Below are 19,350 nucleotides of genomic sequence, written 5' to 3'. Positions count from 1 at the left end.
GCTATGCAGCCTTGTACAGAACATTTTATGCCAGTTTGAAGTACATAAGGCAAAATCAAGATAAAAAGGCAACCACTACTGTAAAATAGCACAATTTAAAGGGCGATATAGTTCTACCGGATTATAAACCTGACACAGTAGGCCATTAAACCAACACACATGAACCCTTTCATCCTAAGAAAAATAAAACCAATAGGCCTTGTCCTCCTTTGCCTGTTCAGCTTAGCTTCCTGTAACCAGAGCGGCGAAAGCAAAGAAGAGGGAACAGGGGGCGTAAAAGAAATGCTAGGCCTCAATACCCTGGCAGCTACTGAAACTGACAGCCTATACATTCAGGACTATATTTCACAGCAAAAGCAATTCAAAGAGCACGAAGACCTGATCTACCAGTTCTACGGTGACCGTGCATACCGGCTGGCCTGGTTCAAGGGATCTGATCTTGTACCTGAGTCAGAGAAGCTGTTGACCACAATAAACAATGCCTCTAAAGAAGGTCTTGATCCCAAAGAGTACAAGGTGGTCGCCATAGACGAAATGATCAACCGCTACAACGATATGGGCCGTAAGGACTCTGCCCGGCTGGAACTGCAACAACAGATCGACATTGCCCTGACAGGTACTTACTTCAACTATGCCTCTGACTTTTACCGTGGGCGCATCAACCCGAGCAACATAAAACAGGTGCAGTGGGGCGTGCGCAACAACAAAATTAAACTGCATAAGGCACTTCAGACTATTCTGAAGGAGCGAGAAAGTACCTATCCCTATTACGAGTTTGAAGCTTTGCACAAGGGCTACACCGACCTACGGGACGCCCTGCAGCGCTACCGCGAACTGGAAGAAAAAGGCGGCTGGGCAAAAGTAAAATTGGGCAATCGCAAAATACTGGAGAAGGGAGATACAGCCGCTGCTGTCATTTCGCTCCGCAAGCGACTTGACCCCAGTGCACAGATCAATGCCAACGATCCGGCTATGCGCAAGTTTGATGATAAACTAGAGGCGCAGGTGAAATCGTTTCAGGAACTGCATGGCATCGTCCCTGATGGTAAAGTAGGCGGCAACACGCTGCGCATGATGAATGTGCCGGTGGAGGATCGCATTCAGCAGATCATGATGAACATGGAGCGCTGGCGCTGGATACCAAAGCGACTGGTGCCTAAGAGTCTGGATCAGAAATACATTTGGGTCAATATCCCAGAATACAAGATGTATGTTTATGAAGATCCGAGTAACAGTCCGGAGGCTGAGCGCTCTTACAAAAAAACAATGGAAATGAACGTGATCGTAGGCAAGGAGCTGAATTCCACGCCTATATTCAGCGATAAAATGGAATATGTGGTTCTTGCACCTTACTGGAACATTCCCAACAGTATTGTTGAAAAAGAGATCGCACCGGCTATGGCCCGCAACCCAAGTTACCTGGAAGGCCAAAACATGGAAGTTGTAACCAAAGAGCGTAATCCGAAACAAATCTCGCCATCGTCTATCGACTGGACATCTGTGACTGAGAAGACCTTCCCTTATATGGTGCGACAGCGTCCGGGTCCGAAGAATGCCCTGGGTACCATGAAGTTCCTGTTTCCGAACGAGCATGCCATCTACCTGCACGATACACCTTCCGGCTCCCTGTTCAGCCAGACCCAGCGCGGATTTAGCCACGGCTGCGTACGTTTGCAGCGCCCCATGGACCTGGCCAAATACGTGTTGAAAGACATGCCGGAGTGGACAGAAAGCCGCATTGAGGAGACGATCAATGGGGGAGAAGAGACCTGGATCACTTTACCTAAAAAGGTACAGGTATACCTGGTATACTTCACCAGTTGGGTCGATGAAGATGGAAACGTCCACTTCCGTGACGATATATACGGACACGACAAGAGACTGGAGCAGGAGCTGTTCAGCTAAACTCCAGGTATAAGCACTCAATCTTAACAATCGAGCTATGAAACAGATATGGATAATTGGTTTGTTCTCTGTCTTACTGTTTGCCTCCGCATGCGGCAACCAGCAGGAGACAGGTGACAGGCCTGAAAGAATAACGGATGAGCCGCTGATGCAACAGGAAGAGGAGCAGGATACCACACTGCAGGATGTTGAGGAAGTAAGTATCCGGGCTATAGGAGGCGAGGAACTGGAAAGTATGACCTTCGATCAGGACACAATTGAGGTGAAAGCCGGCTCGCATGTCAGGCTGGCATTTACAAACGAGGGAAAAGATCCTAAGATGATCTACAACATCGTATTTACGAAAGAGGGCTATTCAACACAGGTTGCCCGAAAAGGGAGCGAGGCGGGTGCTTCCGGCAATTACCTGCCCGACAGCACCCTGATGCTGGCTGCATCACCACTGGCACTACCCGGCCAGACCGTGACAATGGAGTTTACGGCCCCTGACAAAACCGGGGTGTATGAGTTCGTGAACACGTACCCCAGCGAAACGCCGTTGATGAAAGGAAAGCTGATAATCAAGTAGTAATCAATTCAAGCAATTTAAAATTTCAGAAAGCCACTGCTCTCAAGCAGGGGCTTTCTTTTTGAGCTTTAAACACTTACAGGTATAGCCTTAGAACGAAATGCAAAAAAACCATGTTAGAAGGCATACGATATAACAGGCGAATGCATACTTTTGCAGCATCCTGATTGCTTATGAAATTCACCAACCCTGACTGTCTGAACTGTTCGAGCCGAGCAAACTCCCTATTGAGCTGCTGCAGAGCATCCGAACTGTCGCACCTTTCTGAAACGAAATCATGTTTCGCTTACAAGAAAGGGCAGCTGATCTTTCATGAGGGAGGTAAACCATCTGGACTTTATTGTATTAATTCCGGTAAGATCAAAATCGCCAAGCTGGGGAGCGACGGCAAAGAGCAGATCGTGCGACTCGCTAAACCAGGCGACCTGATCGGCTACCGTGCCCTGATGGCCGACACGAACTATTCTGCCTCAGCAGTTGCGCTCGAAGATGCCGTGATCTGCTTTATACCCCGCTCGCAATTCCTGGAGCTGATTAGCCAGAACGTAGAATTTGCGGGTGGATTGATGAAGCTGATCTCCAATGCCTTGGGTGAGGCAGAAGAACGCATGGTGCAGATGGCCTACAAGCCGGTGCGCGAGCGTCTGGCAGAAGCTCTGCTGCTGTTACAGAAAACCTACCAGGAACGCGAAGAAGGTGATCAGTTCACCATTTCCATCTCCCGTGAAGATCTGGCCTCTATTGTAGGCACTGCCAAAGAAACGACCATCCGCTTACTTTCTGAGTTCAAAGACGAAGGACTCATCTCCGCTAAAGGCAGCTCCATCACCATTCTGGATCACGACAAGCTCTACAAGATCAGCCACATGTACGACTAGGCCGGCTGGCGCAAAGTATCAGGTATGGGCAATAAAAAACGGCAGCCGTATCACGCCTGCCGTTATTGTAGCTCAGTCTCTCCTCTAAGCTAAAATCACCTTATACTAAACACTAAACTTTAATCACAAAACATTATCTTAAAAGGCTTCGAGCACTTTGCTGCCTGCCTTGATTACCATGTTTGATGTTACAAATGTCGGGCATCCTGCCAGAGTATGCACTGAGCATTATCAGTTCAGAAAGTGACATGCATCATCTTTTAGGCTTTGCCTCCCAATTACCTTTGTACCAGACATTAATAAAGGATAATTGTGATGGAAGCCGCACTCCAAACCAATATTCAGAACTGCTATCACTGCGGGGATTCCTGTGGTGACGAGCCCATTGTAGCACACGAGAAAGCCTTCTGCTGCGATGGGTGTAAAGCCGTTTATGAACTTCTAGAAGAAAACAATCTCTGCACCTATTATAACCTGGAGGAAAGCCCGGGCCTGACTGGCAAAAAACCGGTTTCGGATGCCCGTTTTGCCTATCTGGATGATCCGGGTGTGGAGGCGCAACTGATTAACTTCCGCAGCGACAAGATCTGTAAGCTGACCTTCTATATTCCGCAGATGCACTGCAGCTCCTGCATTTGGCTGCTGGAGAACCTGTTTAAGCTGAACCCAGGTATAGCCGAGACGACGGTGAACTTCATGCGCAAAGAAGTCGCCCTGACTTACTTTCACGAAAAGACTTCTTTGCGTGAAGTAGTGGAGTTGCTGACCCGCATTGGCTACGAACCAGCCATCACGCTGGCCGACACAGATGGCAAGAAAACGACCACAAAAAGCCGCACCATTATCTACAAGCTAGGTATAGCCGGCTTTGCTTTCGGTAACGTGATGCTGCTGGCTTTCCCGGATTACCTGGACTTTACGCAGGGGCTGCAGCACAGCTTCGGCTCTTTCTTTGGCTACCTCAGCATCCTGCTTTCTATACCTGTTTTCTTCTACAGTGCACGTGGTTTCTTCACTTCAGCCTGGGAGGGTATAAAGCAGCGTATGGTCAACATCGACCTGCCGATCTCAACTGGTCTATTAGCGCTCTTCTTTGTATCCCTGTTTGACATCCTCACTGGCCATGGACCAGGTTACCTGGACTCTTTCACAGGCCTGGTATTCTTCATGCTGATCGGTAAGTACTTCCAGCAACGCACCTACGACACGCTGTCTTTTGACCGCGACTATACCTCTTATTTCCCAGTATCTATTACGGTGCTCAAAGAGAACGGAGAGGAATCATCTACCGCTGTACGAAACCTTCAGGTGGGAGATCGTATCCGCATTCGTAACCAGGAACTTATACCTGCCGACGCCATTCTGCTGCACGGTCGTGCCATGATCGACTACAGTTTTGTATCCGGTGAGTCTGAGCCGGTTGAGAAGGTGGTAGGAGAGGTGATCTACGCGGGTGGACGGCAGGTAGGTGAGAGCATCGAATTGGAAGTGGTAAAAGAGGTATCACAAGGCTACCTGACGCAACTCTGGAACGACACGGTCTTCTCTAAGAACGAAGAGCAGTACCTGCACACCTACTCTAATATAGCAGGCAAGTACTTCATAATCGTGACATTGATGGTGGCTGCCGGTGCACTCGTATACTGGGTGCCGCGTGACATGGATATCGCGATGAAAGCCTTCACTTCTGTGCTGATCATCGCTTGTCCTTGTGCTCTGTCTCTGGCTACGCCATTCGTGCACGGCCATACTATGCGGGTGTTCGGACGCAACAAGTTCTACCTCAAAAACACCGGCGTAGTAGAGCGACTAGCCAAGATCGATACAGTCGTTTTCGACAAAACAGGTACGCTTACAGAGCCAAGTGAGGCAGAGGTAACTTACACTGGTAAAACACTTTCCGAGCCTCAGCAACAAGCAATACTTTCAGTGCTACGCCACTCAACGCACCCATTGAGCCAACGCATCAGTGAGTCTATACAAGGCAGCACAGCTCCAGTGACTGGTTTCCAGGAATATACTGGTAAAGGACTGGTTGGCGAAGTGAACGGTATGCTGGTGCGTGTTGGTTCTGCAGCATACCTCGGCGTACCTGCAGACAAGCAAAAAGACACCCTCAAAACTACAGTTTATGTGTCTGTAGATGGCGTGGTACTGGGTTACTATACCTTCTTCAATGTATACCGCAATGGTTTGAGCAGCGTGCTGGGCGATCTGAAAGAAAAAAAGATCGCTGTGCTCTCCGGTGACAACGACCACGAAGAAGCACGACTACGGGAACTGCTCGGCAACGAAGCAGAACTGAACTTCAATCAGTCGCCGGTTCAGAAACTGGAGTACATCCAGAAGCTGAAAGAGCAGGATCATCGACAGGTGCTGATGGTAGGGGACGGTCTCAACGATGCCGGTGCCCTGAAGCAGAGTGATGCAGGTATAGCCCTAAGCAACAGCGTCACCAACTTCTCACCCTCCTGCGATGCTATCCTGGATGCGGAGTCATTTGACAAACTGAGCCTGTTCCTGAAGTTCTCCAAGAAGACCATGACGCTGATCCTGTTGACCTTCGCTGTGTCGCTGGTTTACAACGTGGTCGGACTGACCATGGCCGTGATGGGGCTCTTTACACCGATCGTATCCGCTATCCTGATGCCGATCAGTACGCTCAGCGTGATGACCTTCGCCACACTCTCCGTGAAGTACGCAGCTAAAAAAGCGGGACTTTGATAATTGAGTGAATGAGCGGTTGGGTGAATGAGTGAATAATATTCGCAGGTATAGACATTCACACTTTAACCAATTCACTCATTCAATAACTAACTCAGTCACTCACTCATTCACTAACTCACTAACTCACTAACCATGTATATCATATTTGTTCTTATCGCTGTCAGTGTGCTTGTAGCAGCTGGTTTCCTGGCCGCTTTCCTGTGGGCAGTTCGCTCCGGACAGTACGACGACGACTATACACCAGCCGTTCGCATGCTATTCGAAAACGAGTTCAACGGCGTGCCTAAAACCGAAAAACCAGGTCAGAAGCAGTCATAAGTCAATTCGATTACTGATGACAATCACCTAGAAGAATGACTTTGGTCATCTTTTCGGAGGAGCTGAATTCTCAATTTTGCACATGATTAACAAGCAAACAAACAGAATTATACAACACATCTTAACCAATGGAGGACACCGCACATGTCAACTAATGTAGCAACTGTCTTAGAGCCGAACCCGAAACGGGTAGGTCAAGATTCAGGGGGGATCGAATCCTTTTTCTACGACAACAAGATCGTTCGCGACTTTGGTATCGCTACCGTATTCTGGGGCGTAGCCGGTATGATTATCGGTACGCTGATCGCGTTCCAGCTCGCCAACCCCGATGTGAACATGGGTAACCAGTACACAACATTCGGCCGTATCAGGCCACTGCACACCAATGCGGTGATCTTTGCCTTCGTTGGTAACGCCATCTTTATGGGTGTGTATTACTCGCTGCAGCGCCTTTGTAAATCGCGCATGTACAGCGACAAACTCAGTAAACTGAACTTTTGGGGCTGGCAGCTGATTATTGTAGCTGCTCTGATCACACTTCCGCTGGGCATTACGACTTCTAAAGAGTATGCTGAGCTGGAGTGGCCAATCGACATCGCTATTACATTGGTTTGGGTGGTGTTCGGCTGGAACATGTTCGGTACCATCGCTAAGCGTCGCGAAAAGCACATGTACGTAGCCATCTGGTTCTACATTGCCACTTTCCTGACAGTAGCGGTACTGCATATTGTTAACTCTTACGAAATTCCGGTAAACTTCTTCAAAAGCTACTCTGGCTACGCCGGGGTGCAGGATGCGCTGGTGCAGTGGTGGTATGGCCACAACGCGGTTGCGTTCTTCCTGACAACGCCGTTCCTGGGCCTGATGTACTACTTCCTGCCGAAGGCTGCGAACCGTCCGGTATACTCATACAGACTTTCAATTATACACTTTTGGTCGCTGATTTTCATTTACATCTGGGCTGGTCCGCACCACTTGCTGTATACCTCACTGCCTGACTGGGCACAATCACTGGGTGTAGTATTCTCTGTGATGCTGATCGCTCCAAGCTGGGGTGGTATGATCAACGGTCTACTCACGCTGCGTGGTGCCTGGGATAAGGTACGTGAAGAGCCGGTACTCAAGTTCATGGTAGTAGCGATCACCGCTTATGGTATGGCTACTTTTGAAGGTCCGATGCTGTCGCTGAAAAACGTAAACGCCATCGCGCACTTTACGGACTGGATCGTAGCACACGTGCACGTAGGTGCCCTGGGCTGGAACGGCTTCCTGACATTTGCGATGCTGTACTGGTTGTTCCCACGCCTTTACAAAACACAACTACACTCTAAGAAGCTGGCTAACGCACACTTCTGGTTAGGTACACTGGGTATCCTGTTCTACGCTATACCTATGTACTGGGCAGGTTTCACCCAAGGTCTGATGTGGAAACAATTCACAGCAGAAGGTACTTTGCAGTACTCTAACTTCCTGGAGACTGTGCTGCAGATCGTGCCAATGTACTACCTGCGTGGTATCGGTGGTGTGCTATACCTGAGCGGTGTGTTCCTGATGATCTACAACCTGTATAAGACGGCTAAGTCTGGTGCTTTAGAGGCAAATGAGGCGGCCATCGCTCCTCCGATTGTCAAAGAAGTGAGTCACAATGCCGGTCACTGGCATAGCTGGATCGAAAAGCGCCCGATGCAAATGGCGGTTTGGGCAACAGTTGCCATCCTGATTGGCGGTCTGGTAGAGTTTATACCTGCCTTCGTGATCAAGTCAAACGTGCCGACCATCGCCAGCGTGAAGCCTTATACCTCACTCGAGTTGCAGGGACGTGACCTGTACATCAAAGAGGGTTGTGTGAACTGCCATACGCAAATGGTTCGTCCATTCAGATCAGAGACAGAGCGCTATGGCGAGTACTCTAAAGCTGGTGAGTTTGTGTATGACCACAACTTCCTTTGGGGCTCTAAGCGTACCGGTCCGGATCTTCACAGAGTAGGCGGTAAGTATCCGCACAGCTGGCACTATCACCACATGCTCGACCCGACTTCCATGTCACCAGGCTCTATCATGCCGGCTTACCCATGGCTGTTTGAGCAGGATGTGGACCTGACAACTACCCAGAAGAAACTGGAAGTGCTGAAGCAACTGGGTGTGCCTTACGAGGACGAGTACATTGCCAACGCAAACCAAGAACTGATGAAGCAGGCACGTGAAATCACCGCCGACCTAGCCAAAGAAGGCCTGGAAGTGCGCCCTGAAAGCGAGATCGTGGCCATGATCGCCTACCTACAGCGTCTGGGTACCGACATCAAGGTGAAAGCTGAAGAAGTAGAAGAATAGTAAACCTGACAAAAGACTGCATGACAAAGGACAGACGTTCAATCCAGAAGTCCTTTGTCACAAAGTCAAACCGTCTAAAATTCTAAGACAATGTACAAGAACGTGTTACAAGCCATAGATGGCATTGAAATATACCCGCTCATTTCATTTACTATCTTCTTTTTGTTCTTCCTGGGTCTGCTGGTTTATGTGGCCCTGATGGACAAGAAGTATGTGAGCAGCATGAGCAGCTTTGCCTGCACTGACGAAGATCAAGACCAAACAATAGGAGGGAACAGACAATGAAATCTCCCATGAATAAACTGAGACAACTAGCACTGGCGGCCGGTTTTGTCCTGATGACGGGTGCTGCGGCATTTGCGCAGGATGCAGTGCAGGGCAAGAAAATATTTGAAGGAAACTGCGCCGCCTGCCACAGCATGGATGCCGACATCGTAGGTCCAGCCCTGAAGGATGTGCATGAGCGTCGCGGGGATGAATGGCTGCATAAGTTCATTAGTAACTCGCAGGAACTGATCCAGTCAGGTGATGCAGATGCAGTGGCTGTTTACGAGAAGTTCAAAAAAATGCCGATGCCGGCATTCGAAGGTTCTCTCTCTGACGATGACATCAACCATGTGATCGCCTACATAAAAGAGGCCAGTGCCGCTGCACCTGCCCAGGCGGAAGAGACGGCAGCTACAACAACAGTGAAAGCTGATACACCGGCTGCTGTACAGGATGTCGCCTTTATGGACCTGCCACCGATCGTGCATTTTATCTACGGTCTGGTTGGCCTGATCATCCTGCTGATCGTGGTAGTATTGGTCATGCTTTTCCGGGTGATCGTACCGATGATGGGCGACTCGCTGAAGGATGAAGAATTTCAGTCTACTTTCTCAGGTCGTATATACGCGCTGATGAGCGGTGATGCTACGGTGATGACGGGCAAGGCCAAGGATGAGATCCACTCCAATCACGATTTCGATGGTATACAGGAGTATGACAACGACCTGCCGCCATGGTGGAAGTACATGTTCTATGTGACGATTGTGTTTGCTGTAGGCTATATGCTTCACTACCATGTGTTCCGCACAGGTGCACTGCAGGCAGAAGAGTACGAAATGGAGATGCAGCAGGCAGCCCTGATTGCTGCTCAGAATGTGGAAGACCCGAATGCGGTTACAAACTTTGAAGTGCTGACAGATGCCGGTGCGCTTGAGTCTGGCAAGGCAATCTACCTACAGAACTGCGCGGCCTGTCACGGCCAGGCGGGTGAAGGTACGGTAGGCCCTAACCTGACAGACGAATACTGGATCCACGGCGGTGATGTAAACGAAATCTTCAAGACAGTGAAATTTGGTGTACCAAGCAAAGGCATGGTGCCTTGGCAGGGTAAACTGACCAAAGACCAGATGCTGGAAGTAAGTAGCTACATCCTGTCACTGCAGGGCAGCAACCCGCCTAATGCCAAAGAGGCTCAGGGCGAGAAAGAGTAAACCAACACCTCCCTTCATGAGAGGCAGGCATTCGAAAGAGTGCCTGCTTTTTGTGTTTTAGGGGATTACTGATGACAATCACCTGGAAGAATGACTTTGGTCATCTTTTACCAAGGCACGAATTCGGAATTTTGTATCAGCAAAGAGCAGCACAAAGCAGCTACTGGCTACCATTATAAATTTCAACGGGCAGGATTAATATCCGCACAAATTAAACTGCCATGGCAACTAAATTACAAACAGCTCCGGACGAGTTCCGTGACCATATCTCGACAGTAGACGAGCATGGTAAAAGGGTATGGGTATACCCTAAAAAACCCAAAGGGAAACTCTACGACTACAGAAAGTGGGTGAGCTATGGCTTGCTGGCTTTTCTGTTTGCCGGGCCGTTTATCAAGATCAATGGATTACCACTGCTGATGCTCAACATTGTGGAGCGCAAGTTCGTGATCTTCGGAATCCTCTTCTGGCCCCAGGACTTCTTTATTCTGGTGGTGGCCTTTCTGGCCATGGTCGTGTTCATCATCCTCTTCACGGTGATCTATGGCAGGCTGTTCTGTGGCTGGGTCTGTCCGCAGACGATCTTCCTCGAAATGGTTTTCCGTCGCATCGAGTACCTGATAGAGGGCGACTACACCAAGCAACGGGCTCTGAATAAAATGCCCTGGAACAGCGAGAAGATCCTGAAGAAGGGCTCCAAGACCGCTGTCTTCCTACTGATCTCCTTTATCATCGCAAATACCTTCCTGGCTTATATCATAGGTATAGATGCCCTGAAAGAAATCATCACTGACAGTCCGGCAAATCACCTGGCGGGCTTCGGCTCCATGCTGGTATTCACCGGTGTATTTTACTGGGTGTTTGCCTATTTCCGGGAGCAGGTATGTACCATTGTTTGTCCATACGGCCGCCTGCAAGGTGTGATGCTTGACAAGAAAAGTCTGACAGTAGCTTATGACTACGGCCGTGGCGAGCCACGGGGCAAACTGCGCAAAGGGCAGGAGCGTACCGAAGGCGACTGCATCGACTGTCACCAGTGCGTACAGGTATGCCCGACAGGTATAGACATCCGCAACGGGGCGCAGCAGTTGGAGTGCATTAACTGTACAGCCTGTATTGATGCCTGCAATGACATCATGCGCATGATCGACAAGCCAGAAGGGTTGATCCGCTATGATTCTGAGGAAGCTATTGCAGAAGGCCGCCAGTGGAAGCTGTTTACGCCACGGGTGATGGGCTATAGTGCCGTGTTGATGCTTCTGTTAGTTGCATTGACTGCATTGCTACTGACCCGCGATGATGCAGAAGCCACCGTACTGCGCACACCAGGTCAGCTGTACCAGAAAACAGAGCAGGGCACGGTGAAGAACCTGTACAATATTTCGGTAATCAATAAAACGAATACCGATATGCCGCTTACCCTGAAACTGCTAAACAAGGATGGATCTATTCAGATGGTGGGCAGTGAACTGGTGCTGCCAGCCCAGGGCAAGGCAGATGGGGTGTTCTTCGCAGAGATCCCGCAGAGCCAGTTGACCGGCATGAACGCCAAAATTGAGATCGGGGTGTACCATGAAGGTGAGCTGATCACCACGCAGGACACCAAGTTCCTGGCACCTGCCAAATAATTACCGCTTCATTTTAAAGCAACCATTCAAGCGCAATCATCATGACTAAAGATAAAAAATTCACTTTCTGGCCTTATGCCATTGTAATCGGGCTGGTATCCTTCATGGGTTACATCGTCTACTTTGTGATACAGGCCATGAACCAGGACGTGGACCTGGTGAGCAAAGACTACTACGCACAGGAGATCGCATACCAGGATCAGATCGACCGCGTGCGCCGCACCCAGGCGCTGGGTGATGTAATGCTAACTTACAAGGAGGAGGGCCAGACCATTCTATTGCAGGTACCCGCCACTTACAGCGACAAGAAGTTAACCGGTATGGTGACCCTTTTCCGCCCGTCAGACAATAAGCTGGACCAGCAAATGCCGCTGCAGTTGGGTCGCGACTTAAGCCAACTCATAGAAGTAGGAAACCTTGAAAAAGGTTTGTGGAAAGTTCGCGTGAACTTCAGCGACGGAGCAGAAGCATATTATTCTGAAAAAACCATCCAAATAAAGTAAGGCCATGATCTGGGCAGGATTTCTATTTGGTTTATTAGGCAGTTTCCATTGTGTCGGGATGTGCGGCCCTATAGCAATGGCGCTACCATTTGTCGGGAGTTCCGGCTGGCGTTACTACGCTGGTCGGCTCCTGTACAATGGTGGTCGCATCGTTACATACGCATCGTTGGGCGCACTCGCGGGCGCTTTTGGTCAGTCACTTGAGATGGCAGGCCTGCAACAAACAGTTTCCATTGTTTCGGGTGTTTTGATCCTGTTGCTGCTGGTGCTGCCGGCCGCTCTCAAAGGCAAGGCATCCAGTGTACTGGGTACAGACAAAGTGATGGGCTGGGTTCGCAAAAAGCTTGGCTACTACTTTCAGAAAAACTCACTGGGCTCACTTTTCATAGTAGGTATGCTCAACGGTCTGCTTCCCTGCGGGTTCGTATATATTGCCCTGGCAGGCGCCATCAGTGCCCCGGGTATAGGTGGTGCCATGCTCTATATGGCACTTTTCGGATTGGGCACTTTCCCGCTCATGTATATCGTCTCGCTCTCCGGTAAACTTATTAGCCTGAAGGTGAGAGGTATGTTTAACAGGGCCGTTCCCTATGTGGGTATGGCACTGGCTGTGCTGTTCATTGTACGCGGCCTTGGCCTGGGTATACCATACCTGAGTCCTAAAGTAGTGCAAACAGAACAGCATACCACCGAGATGAGCTGCTGCTCCAAGCCAAAATAGCTGTAAAGCCAATACTGTTAAAAGTCACTTTTTGAGGTGATGCAGCTCACTGTATCCTATGCGATCCACCTATACCTTTACTATACTAAACATGACCACTATGACAACGCTAACGCACACAAAACGCATCCTGGTACCGCTGGAACTGAACGAGACAGGGGAGGACCTGCTCTACTACGCCGGCCAGCTGGCCCATGCACTGGGGGCGGAGCTATACCTGTTCCATGCATGCAAAACTGCCGACCTGACTTATACGCAGCAAAGCAGCTGCATCCAAAAGCTTCGATCTTTTGCCGAGCGTGTGTTTAGCCGTGAATTCAAATCCTCTAAAGTCGCAGCACCATTTGACTGCGTGGTACGGCCAGGTCAGGTAAGCGATAGCATACAATCCGTCGTGCAGGACTACCAGATCGACCTGGTGCTGATGGATGCCGGAACACGGGCAAACAATGGTCTTAACAGGGAAGCGACCGAACTGGCTGCTGTCGTCATGGATCTTGTTTCATGTCCGGTCATGGTACTCCCGGCCTCCATACGCTATCGGAAATTGAAAAACCTGGTGTTTGCAACGGACTTTACAGACCAGGACCAAAAGGTGCTCTTCCGTATTGCCGACCTGGCACAGCAGCTGAAGGCCAAACTGACGCTTGTGCAGGTATACGGTGAAGAAGAACGCTCCCAATTATGCTCCTACAAGGCGGCTATGCTGGAAATAGAAAAGCAGCTGAAGGGACGAAAAGTAGCCTTCAGGTTACTGGAAGAAGAGGACGTACTGGAGGGCATCAGCGAGTTTTCGGAAGAGACTTCGGCTGATCTGCTTATACTGGCCACACAGGACAACTACCTGATGGAACGCCTCTTTAGCACAAACTACATGAAGACCATGGCCTTTCATACACGCATCCCACTACTGACTTACCGTCAGCATAAAAAGAAACCTTGTTCGGGTTGCTGTGTTAACTGTACAAGCAAGCAAAAACAGGTGCAACTGCAGACTGTACATCAGTAAACATCAAAGCAGCATGGCAGTAAGGGATTTCATCAGCAGTGGAATGATCGAAGGCGAGCCGGAGCACCTGGAGCGTGGACGCTGTATTTTCAGGCAAGGGGAGGAGGTTTCCGCTTTCTACCTGGTCACCCAGGGAAGCGTGGCTTTTGCTGATCAGGCGACAGGTATAGATGAGCAGGTGATTGCCCCTCCGGATTTTCTGCTTGGCATCACCGACTTACTCAACGACACCTACAGTTTTACGGCCTATACGCTCGAAAATACCGACCTGATCAGGATTAAAAAGGAGGCCGTGCAAAAAGCACTTCATGAAAATCCGATGATTCGACTGTACCTGCTCAAAATGATGAGCTGGGAAGCCAGCCTGACAAAGACAGCATTCGAATAAACCAACCCGCTTATGATCCGGAGCCGATAGTGTCAAGCTGTCGGCTCTTTTGTTTTTATAACTTATACCCAAAGCATACAGTAAAATAAAGCAATGTAACCCCGCCACCGCACTATGAAGAGAATCATAAGCCGGCTGAAGCTTGTCATTCAGTTCATCTTTACCAGTATAGGATTTTACCCGACTATCATCTCGCTGCTCTTTTTCGGGATTGCAGTGCTGATGATCTATTTCGAAACCAGGGGAATTAGCAACTCCCTGAAAGATGAATTGCCTTTTTTCATCATCACGCACGGCGAAACAGCCACGATGATCCTGAGTTCGATCGCCACTGGCATCTTCTCTCTTATCGTTTTCAGTTTTACCATGGTGATGTTGGTCCTGAATCAGGCCAGTGCAAACTTTTCACCCCGTGTCATACCAGGGCTGATCTCTTCCAAGTCAAATCAAAAAGTGCTGGGTCTATACCTGGGAACGCTGATCTATACCTTGGTTGTCATGGTAAATATCCGCTCTGAAAGTTATGATGCTGACCTGCCTGGGCTGGCGGTTTTCATGGCGATGTGCTTTACCATCCTTTGTCTGGCCTTCTTTGTATACTTCATCCATTCCATATCAGCCGCCATTCAGATCGGCAATATTCTGGAGAGCATCTACGAACTGACCCTGGATAAATTGCGTGAAGAAATCTTAAAAGATGAAGGAAAGGCACTTCCGGCAATATTTGAAACGGGAGACTGGCGGGAACTCAACAGCGACTTCAGCGGATACCTGCAAAAAGTCGACAAGAAAGCGATTATCAAGCTTTGTAGAAAGCATGATGTGGTGCTGGAATTCATGCAGCCCCTTGGCCACTTTGTGATCAAAGGCCTGCCATTCGCAAAAGTGGCCGGTATTCTGAAAGATAAAGAAGCTTTTTGCGAAGATCTTTACGGCAATATTAGTTATTACCAGGAAGAGCTCGCAGATATGAACTATCTCTATGGTTTCAAACAGATTACCGAAAGTGCTGTCAAGGCTTTAAGCCCCAGTGTGAACGACCCAGGCACCGCTATAAAAGCGATTGATTACCTGACCGACCTCTTTATCATCCGGATGCAACTGACTGACGAGAAAATCTTTCATGATAAAGATAATGTACTTCGTCTGCGTTTGGATGAAGTGAATTACAGGGATTTACTGAGTCATTGTCTGGGGCCGATCCGGGTATATGGCAGAGAAGACCCTGTCATTGTGCTAAGACTGTTAAACTTGCTTAAAAACTTAAGTCAAGCAGCAAAAAGTAACCCCAAGCGACTGGCTCCCATCACAACAGAAGCGCAACAACTCTTGTCAGATGCAGAAGAAACGACCAAGAATCCAGGGGATCGAATAAAGATAAATCAGCTAGTAAAAGCCCTCAATGATACCTCTGTACTACCTCAAACGCTCCCGATGCTAAGTGTTAAATTGGGGACTTAAGCGAAAAAAAGCTATTTTTACAGGAATTGCTAATTCCTGTTTATGATTTTCGATTCGATTAAGAGAGCCCTGGACAGTGTGCTTAACATCATCCACGAGACCGATGAGCCAGGCACTATCCGCGAAATTTACGATAAGATTCCTGTTCGCGGTAACAATACCTGGATGCTGATCTGCTCTGCCATGCTGGCTTCAATTGGCCTTGATACCGGCTCCGGAGCTGTTATTATCGGGGCCATGCTTATTTCCCCACTCATGTCTCCGATTCTGGGAGTGGGGCTATCAGTAGGCATCAATGACCGCGAAATGTTATGGGCCTCTGTTAAGAACCTTTCACTCGCGGCAGCAGCCGGCCTGATCGTGAGTACGTTTTACTTCATGATCACGCCACTTGGAGAGCCTACGAACGAACTGCTGGCCCGTACCAAACCCACTTTGCTTGATGTGATGGTCGCCTTTTTTGGTGGTGTGGCAGGTATTGTCTCTATCTCCAGATCAGATAAATCGAATGCTATACCTGGCGTGGCCATTGCAACTGCCCTGATGCCGCCGTTGTGTACGGCTGGCTATGGTCTTGCGCTCGGACGCTTCGATTTCTTTTTCGGGGGCTTCTACCTGTTTTTCATCAACGCCGTCTTTATCAGCCTGGCGACTTTCCTGATCGTAAAATACCTGAAGTTTGATATCAAACATTACGTAGACAAGGCCACTGAGCGCCGGGTAGCCCGCATCATGGCCTTGATGCTGTTCATTGTAGTATCGCCAAGCGCCTATTTCCTCTACAACATTTATCAAAACGTTCAGACCAAAAAGAAGATCGAGAACCTGATCGTGCGCGACTTTGCCAACCGAAATAATGAAATCATTAAGTGGGAAGTAACGGATACCGATACGCTGAGTACAATTAAAATTTATAGTGTTGGCAACCCTGTGCCTGATTCCCTACTCCAGCATTATGATCAGGTGCTGGCCCAGAATTCGCTTTCAAAACACCGTGTAAAGCTGGTGCAGTTGGATGTATCAGCTGAGGATGTTCGCCGCATGGCATCCGACATCACCAACAACCTCACCAAGGATTTCCTGAAGACCATCGAAATTCAGAAGATGCAGAGCCAGCGGGCCGACAGCCTCATGCGACTTGCCAACTCTTACACGCCGGTAAGTGCCAGCAGAGAGCTTAAACTGATTTTCCCGGAGATCGATAAGGTGGAGGTAGGAGAGATCGTGTCTGTAGCAGAAAACAAAGCAAAGCTCGATACAGTTATGTTAGTCATGATCGGGTGGAAAAAGCCGCAGCCTGCCAACCAGACTAAGAACACTAGTGCTGTATTTGTAGACCCTGCCAAGATAACTGAGTATGAGCAGCGTATACAGCAATATATGGCTAGTCGGTTCCGGAAAGACTCCGTACGCGTTTCTTCCTCTTTGTAAAACAGGTCCATGGCAACATACAACAGTGACACGCTAAAGCATAAACTGTACAGCATCATTTTCGAAGCTGAAACGCCAGCCGGCAAAGCTTTCGATATCATGCTGCTCCTGTTGATTATAGCAAGTGTTGTGGTGGTGTCGCTGGAAAGTGTGGTGTCCCTGAGACGGGACTACCTACCTCTGTTTCAAACGCTTGAATGGATCTTTACCATCCTGTTCACGATTGAATACATACTCCGCATCTATAGCTCGGAGCGACCTTTGAAGTATGTATTCTCTTTTTTCGGGATTATTGATTTCCTGGCTATTGTCCCTACTTATCTCAGCCTCTTTGTACTTGGTTCCCAATACCTACTGGTCATTCGCGTGTTCCGATTGCTCCGGATCGCCAGGGTGTTCCGCCTGACCAGCTTTGTCAACGAAGGCCAGGTCCTGTCCAAAGCCTTGCGGGCCAGTATGACTAAAATCACCGTGTTTTTGGGAGTTGTGCTCATGATGGTAATAGTCGTTGGTGCGCTGATGTATGTGATAGAAGGCAGAGAGAGCGGATACACCAGCATTCCGAAAAGCATCTATTGGGCCATTGTGACCCTCACTACCGTAGGCTTCGGAGATATTACCCCGGTAACACCGCTCGGGCAACTCCTGGCTAGCTGTCTGATGATCATGGGCTATGGCATCATTGCTGTTCCCACAGGGATCGTATCGGTAGAACTCGCCAATGCAGAACGTCTGAACACAACGACGCGTGTTTGCCCGAACTGCTACAAAGAGGGGCATTCTTTGACGGCTAATTTTTGTGACAACTGCGGCTACGAACTTCACCGCGAAGAGGCAGTTGGAAGTAATATCTAGTCAATGATGATCCGGGGTATGTTCAGCGGGAGTCGGGTTAACAACTCATAGTTGAGCTGGGTGCTCAATTCAGCAAACGAAGCCACCGTAATGTGCTCACTGCCCTGCTTGCCAAGCAGCACTACCTCGTCTTTAAGATCCACGTCCGGTATACCGGTCACATCCACCATCAATACGTTCATATTCACGATGCCCACTACCGGTGCTCTGTGCGACCTGATCAGCACCTGTCCCTGGTTGCTGAGACTACGGCTAAAGCCCCAGGAATACCCTACAGGTATAGCGGCAATGAGCATTTCAGTACTTGCCTGAAAGCTCGTACCATACCCGATGAACTCACCAGACGGAACTACTTTCAGGCTCATGACCCGGCTCTTCCAGTTAATCAGCCGCCTCAAAGGGTCGCTGCGGTCCGTGCTGATACCCATGTAACGCTGGTAGATCTCCGGGCTGGGCCAGAAGCCATATTGCATAATGCCTACCCGTACCATGTCCAGGTGGGTCTCGGGATAGGCCATCACGGCAGCTGAACAGGCTGTGTGCAGCGTTTCAATAGTGAGTCCTTTCTGCTGCAGCATGCGTACGGCCATGTGATAGCGCTGCAGCTGGGCTGTTACACGGTCATGATTTTCGCTGCTTTCGGCTCCTGCATAATGTGTGGATACGCCAACAACCTCAAATGCATCAGGCTGCTTCAGAATAATGTCAGTAGCACGTTCCAGTTCATCCGTATTCAATCCGATGCGGTTCATCCCTGTCTCCAGATCGAGATGGATTCTGGCTGGCTTCTGTAAAGCCTTGGCTGCCTTGCCAGCCAGTTCTAGCCTATCCAGGGAAAACACATAGAATTCAATATTGTGTGTGATAGCCCAGTTTAACTCCTCGTCATCGATATAGCCCATGATCAGGATGGTAGCGGTGTGGGGCAGCACCTGCTGGAGGCGATAGGCTTCATCGGCGCTAAAAACTGAAAAGTGGTCAACGCCACAGGTATAGGCCAGCTGCCCGAACTCCTCAATGCCATGCCCGTAGGCGTTGCCTTTAATGACAGAAGAGAAACGGACACCAGGCCTGAGCTGAGCTTTAAGAAATGCTATGTTATGCGCCAGCGCTGAGCGACTTATCTCGATATAGGAACTATAGAACATG

At 49.3% G+C, this 19,350-nt stretch carries 17 protein-coding genes; 16 read left to right on the top strand and 1 reads right to left on the bottom strand.

Translation table 11 applies throughout. The features are described 5' to 3' along the window. The first annotated feature begins 159 nt into the window (after window positions 1-159). The 16 genes from I0P70_RS04110 to I0P70_RS04035 all read left to right on the top strand — a co-directional run bounded on the left by I0P70_RS04110 (window position 160) and on the right by I0P70_RS04035 (window position 18,201). The gene (locus I0P70_RS04110; RefSeq protein ID WP_196114910.1) at window positions 160-1,905 is read left to right on the top strand and encodes a murein L,D-transpeptidase; all 1,746 of its coding nucleotides are present in this window, start codon (window positions 160-162) and stop codon (window positions 1,903-1,905) included. A gap of 37 nt (window positions 1,906-1,942) precedes the next feature. Further along, window positions 1,943-2,473, top strand: coding sequence for a plastocyanin/azurin family copper-binding protein (locus I0P70_RS04105; RefSeq protein WP_196114909.1), 531 nt, complete (start codon window positions 1,943-1,945; stop codon window positions 2,471-2,473). Window positions 2,474-2,646: 173 nt separating this feature from the next. Further along, the gene (locus tag I0P70_RS04100; RefSeq protein WP_196114908.1) at window positions 2,647-3,351 is read left to right on the top strand and encodes a Crp/Fnr family transcriptional regulator; all 705 of its coding nucleotides are present in this window, start codon (window positions 2,647-2,649) and stop codon (window positions 3,349-3,351) included. A gap of 315 nt (window positions 3,352-3,666) precedes the next feature. Beyond that, window positions 3,667-6,075, top strand: a complete 2,409-nt coding sequence (locus I0P70_RS04095; RefSeq protein ID WP_196114907.1) for a heavy metal translocating P-type ATPase metal-binding domain-containing protein — start codon at window positions 3,667-3,669, stop codon at window positions 6,073-6,075. A gap of 135 nt (window positions 6,076-6,210) precedes the next feature. Beyond that, window positions 6,211-6,396, top strand: coding sequence for a cbb3-type cytochrome oxidase assembly protein CcoS (gene ccoS / locus I0P70_RS04090; protein WP_196114906.1), 186 nt, complete (start codon window positions 6,211-6,213; stop codon window positions 6,394-6,396). A 144-nt stretch (window positions 6,397-6,540) separates the two neighbouring features. Then, window positions 6,541-8,727, top strand: a complete 2,187-nt coding sequence (ccoN, locus tag I0P70_RS04085) for a cytochrome-c oxidase, cbb3-type subunit I (protein WP_230391974.1) — start codon at window positions 6,541-6,543, stop codon at window positions 8,725-8,727. A gap of 90 nt (window positions 8,728-8,817) precedes the next feature. Continuing rightward, window positions 8,818-9,012, top strand: coding sequence for a hypothetical protein (locus I0P70_RS04080; RefSeq protein ID WP_196114905.1), 195 nt, complete (start codon window positions 8,818-8,820; stop codon window positions 9,010-9,012). An 8-nt stretch (window positions 9,013-9,020) separates the two neighbouring features. Then, a complete protein-coding gene (locus I0P70_RS04075) occupies window positions 9,021-10,205 on the top strand; it encodes a c-type cytochrome (protein ID WP_230391973.1) in 1,185 nt (394 codons plus the stop codon). Window positions 10,206-10,426: 221 nt separating this feature from the next. After that, window positions 10,427-11,833, top strand: a complete 1,407-nt coding sequence (gene ccoG, locus I0P70_RS04070; protein WP_196114903.1) for a cytochrome c oxidase accessory protein CcoG — start codon at window positions 10,427-10,429, stop codon at window positions 11,831-11,833. 41 nt (window positions 11,834-11,874) lie between these two features. Then, entirely contained in the window at window positions 11,875-12,336 is a 462-nt protein-coding gene (locus I0P70_RS04065) for a FixH family protein (RefSeq protein WP_196114902.1), read from the top strand. Between the two features lie 4 nt (window positions 12,337-12,340). Next, on the top strand, window positions 12,341-13,057 hold the full coding sequence (locus I0P70_RS04060) for a sulfite exporter TauE/SafE family protein (protein ID WP_255530906.1): 717 nt from the start codon (window positions 12,341-12,343) through the stop codon (window positions 13,055-13,057). 100 nt (window positions 13,058-13,157) lie between these two features. Further along, the gene (locus I0P70_RS04055; RefSeq protein WP_230391971.1) at window positions 13,158-14,066 is read left to right on the top strand and encodes a universal stress protein; all 909 of its coding nucleotides are present in this window, start codon (window positions 13,158-13,160) and stop codon (window positions 14,064-14,066) included. 13 nt (window positions 14,067-14,079) lie between these two features. Continuing rightward, window positions 14,080-14,454: a Crp/Fnr family transcriptional regulator gene (locus I0P70_RS04050; RefSeq protein WP_196114900.1), complete on the top strand. Its 375-nt coding sequence runs from the start codon at window positions 14,080-14,082 to the stop codon at window positions 14,452-14,454. 114 nt (window positions 14,455-14,568) lie between these two features. Continuing rightward, the gene (locus I0P70_RS04045) at window positions 14,569-15,915 is read left to right on the top strand and encodes a DUF2254 domain-containing protein (protein WP_196114899.1); all 1,347 of its coding nucleotides are present in this window, start codon (window positions 14,569-14,571) and stop codon (window positions 15,913-15,915) included. A 42-nt stretch (window positions 15,916-15,957) separates the two neighbouring features. Continuing rightward, complete coding sequence (locus tag I0P70_RS04040; RefSeq protein WP_196114898.1) at window positions 15,958-17,346, top strand: TIGR00341 family protein; 1,389 nt, start codon at window positions 15,958-15,960, stop codon at window positions 17,344-17,346. A gap of 9 nt (window positions 17,347-17,355) precedes the next feature. After that, complete coding sequence (locus tag I0P70_RS04035) at window positions 17,356-18,201, top strand: ion transporter (RefSeq protein ID WP_196114897.1); 846 nt, start codon at window positions 17,356-17,358, stop codon at window positions 18,199-18,201. Here I0P70_RS04035 and alr read toward each other — a convergent pair. Continuing rightward, the gene (gene alr, locus I0P70_RS04030) at window positions 18,198-19,349 is read right to left on the bottom strand and encodes an alanine racemase (protein ID WP_196114896.1); all 1,152 of its coding nucleotides are present in this window, start codon (window positions 19,347-19,349) and stop codon (window positions 18,198-18,200) included. The genes I0P70_RS04035 and alr overlap by 4 nt on opposite strands. Window position 19,350 lies beyond the last annotated feature (1 nt).

Origin of the sequence: Pontibacter sp. FD36 (assembly GCF_015686655.1) — a bacterium.
Classification (GTDB): domain Bacteria; phylum Bacteroidota; class Bacteroidia; order Cytophagales; family Hymenobacteraceae; genus Pontibacter.
This window is presented reverse-complemented; position numbering and strand designations above follow the sequence as displayed.